Origin of the sequence: Psychrobacter sp. 78a-MNA-CIBAN-0178 (assembly GCF_040309625.1) — a bacterium.
Lineage (GTDB): Bacteria > Pseudomonadota > Gammaproteobacteria > Pseudomonadales > Moraxellaceae > Psychrobacter > Psychrobacter okhotskensis.
This window is the reverse complement of record NZ_JBEOOZ010000142.1, coordinates 1-264: the sequence shown is the minus strand read 5'-3', so window position 1 is coordinate 264 and position 264 is coordinate 1. Positions and strand designations below refer to the sequence as shown.

Here is a 264-nt window from a genome sequence, read left to right as displayed (position 1 = left end):
ATCCGGACATCTCGACGGAGGTCAGGGTGACGTTGCCGCTCAGGCTGGAAGGCAACAGTTCGGTCGGAGAAGTCCACTTGATGAAGAAGGGTAACTGCGGGTCTGCCATCAGGCCCTTAATCCCGATTTGACGCCATTCGAGGTGACGACCGTCGGGGAAAGTACGCTTACCGGGCACCGACTGGCGCTCAAGGCGCTTCTCATAAGGAGCGAGATCGTCGACGGAGACGGCCCACCCCATCCAGCCGCCGCCCTGCTCTTGGC

General features: G+C 61.4%; 1 protein-coding gene. It reads right to left on the bottom strand.

Features of this window, described 5'->3' with window-relative positions; genetic code table 11:
• Positions 1–264 (bottom strand): VOC family protein (locus AAEY80_RS14610; RefSeq protein ID WP_350588601.1); only part of this gene is annotated, 264 nt, incomplete at both ends.